Consider the following 2,290-nt stretch of genomic DNA (forward strand, 5'->3'; position numbering starts at 1 on the left):
ACATCGGGCTCGGCGGCGACTTCGACGGCACAGACGAATTCCCGGTCGGTCTCGAGGGCGTCGACGGCTACCCGGCGCTCCTGACCGAGCTCGCCGCGCGGGGCTGGACCGCCGTCGAGCTCGCCGCCCTCGCCGGGGCGAACGTACTGCGCGTGCTCCGGGCGACGGATGCCGCGTTCGCGGCAGCGGGGAACGGCACGCCGCTGCTGGTGTCGTGACCGGTCCTTTCCCGCATTGCCGGGCAAACCAGAACGGATCCCGCTCCGAATGACTGGTGTGAGTGCACCCCGACGAATGACCCGAACCGTCATGGCCCTCTGGGTGGGGTCCGTGGCCGTCGTCGTTGGACTCGTCGCCGTGATCGGTTCGGTTGGACGTGCGGTACCGGCCGAACCGATTCCGGTGACTCCTGCGGGGTCTCCGGGTACCGGTCCCGTCGTGGCGTTCTACGGGGACTCGTACACGCTCGGGACCGGGGCTTCGAGCCCCGAACGCCGGTGGTCGACGCTCCTTTCCATCGAGCACGGCTGGACCGAGGTGAACCCGAGCGTGAACGGTCTCGGTTTCGTGAACCACCGGGCAGACGTGTCAGAGGACCTCGTCGACCAGGTCATCGCCGCCCGCCCCGACATCGTGATCGTGACGATGGGTCTCAACGACAACTTCTCGATGCCCGCTCGCGCCGACCGCATCCGCTCCGCCATCACGGCCGACTTCACCAGGATCAGTGAAGCGCTGCCGGTCGCACGCGTCATCGTGGTCGAGCCGTTCTGGTACACCGACGATCGACCCGGCTCGGTTCAACAGATCATCGAGTGGGTGAGCGCGGGCGCTGCGGCGATCGACGCCGACTACATTCCCGGCGCCTCGCACTGGCTCGACGGCCACCCGGAATGGAAGGCCGGCGACGGCCTGCACCCGAACGATGAGGGGTATCGGGTGCTCGCCGATCGCATGGACGAGGCACTCAGGAGCCTCGGCATCTAGGAGGCGCCCCTCGACGGTGTACGGACTTTCCGAAGGCGAATTCCCGACTCTCCTCACCAGGCGTCGACGTCTGCCCGCTGTCCACCGGTCGACGACGGCCCCCGGGGATGCTCGCCCACCCCCGGCATCCTGTCCGTGGGAGGCACTCGTGGCACGCAAAGATGATCTGGGCAGGCTCGGTGAGGAGCACGCGGCGCGGTTCCTCACCGACGCCGGGTATACGCTCCTCGCCCGCAACTGGCGGTGCGAGCAGGGCGAAATCGACCTGATTGTCGAGCAGGACGGCGAAGTCGCCTTCGTCGAGGTGAAGACGCGCTCGGGGATCGGCTTCGGGCATCCGTTCGAGGCGATCACCGTCGTCAAGCTCGCCCGGCTCCGCCGGCTTGCGGCGGCGTGGTGCGAGCAGGCGGATGCCTGGCCGGAGCGAATCAGGATCGACGCGATCGCGGTGATCCTCGCCCCCGGCGCCGTTCCGGTGATCGAGCACCTGCCCGGAGTGTTCTAGTGAGCGTGTTCTAGTGCGTGCCGTCTGATGGGCGCAGCCTGATGGGTCTCGCCCGTACCCACGCCGTCGCCCTGCTCGGGCTGACGGGCGCGCTCGTCGAAGTCGAGGCCGACATCTCGGGTCAGCTCCCCGGCATGGTGCTGATCGGCCTGCCGGACGCCGCGCTCTCCGAAGCGACGGAGCGGGTCAGGGCCGCGGCCAAGAACTCCGGCTGCCCACTGACCCACAACAAGCTCACGATCAACCTGTCGCCGGCGGCGCTCCCGAAACACGGTTCGGGATTCGACCTCGCGATCGCGCTCGCGTGCCTCGCCGCGGACGGGGTGGTCGCGGCCGGGTCGGTCGGCTCGGTCGTGCACATCGGCGAGCTCGCCCTCGACGGGCGCCTTCGACCAGTCCCGGGCATGCTGCCGGCGGTGATCGCGGCGTCGCGTCTCGGCCACCGAACCGTCATGGTTCCGGCCGGAAACGCCGCGGAGGCGGAACTCGTGCCCGGCATCACCGTGATCGGGGTCGCCTCCCTCCGCGAGGCGGCGATCTGGCACGGGGCGGAGCTGACGCCCGTGCCGGTCGAAACGATCGAGTGGCCCACCGAAGCCGGACCCGCCGGGAAGTGGGCGACGGCGTTGGCGCGGTGGATGCTGATCATCCCGGATTCGAGCGGCTGCCGGAGGGCGTCGAGCACGGCCGATGCGAACTCGGGAGCCTCGTCGAGGAAGAGCACCCCGTGACAGGCGCGGGCGGCTGCACCCGGCCGGATCTGTCCACTGCCGCCGCCGACCATGGCCGCCGCCGTCG

3 protein-coding genes and 2 pseudogenes are annotated in these 2,290 nt (G+C 69.8%); 4 read left to right on the forward strand and 1 reads right to left on the reverse strand.

Going from position 1 to position 2,290, the window contains the following annotated elements; all coding sequences use genetic code 11:
• The 4 genes and pseudogenes from QN345_RS18060 to QN345_RS18075 form a co-directional block, all read left to right on the forward strand.
• The coding region (locus tag QN345_RS18060) for a membrane dipeptidase (protein WP_323509016.1) at positions 1 to 218 on the forward strand (218 nt) is incomplete at its 5' end.
• 76 nt (positions 219 to 294) lie between these two features.
• Positions 295 to 987, forward strand: a complete 693-nt coding sequence (locus QN345_RS18065; protein WP_323509017.1) for an SGNH/GDSL hydrolase family protein — start codon at positions 295 to 297, stop codon at positions 985 to 987.
• A 148-nt stretch (positions 988 to 1,135) separates the two neighbouring features.
• Positions 1,136 to 1,492: a YraN family protein gene (locus QN345_RS18070; RefSeq protein WP_134560756.1), complete on the forward strand. Its 357-nt coding sequence runs from the start codon at positions 1,136 to 1,138 to the stop codon at positions 1,490 to 1,492.
• A 41-nt stretch (positions 1,493 to 1,533) separates the two neighbouring features.
• A pseudogene (locus QN345_RS18075) lies at positions 1,534 to 1,974 on the forward strand (magnesium chelatase domain-containing protein); the annotation flags it as partial.
• A gap of 122 nt (positions 1,975 to 2,096) precedes the next feature.
• On the opposite strand, the pseudogene QN345_RS18080 reads toward QN345_RS18075, so the two are convergent.
• Positions 2,097 to 2,290: pseudogene (locus QN345_RS18080) on the reverse strand (ATP-binding protein); the annotation flags it as partial.

It is taken from the genome of Cryobacterium sp. 10I1 (genome assembly GCF_035019805.1).
Classification (GTDB): Bacteria; Actinomycetota; Actinomycetes; order Actinomycetales; family Microbacteriaceae; genus Cryobacterium; species Cryobacterium glucosi.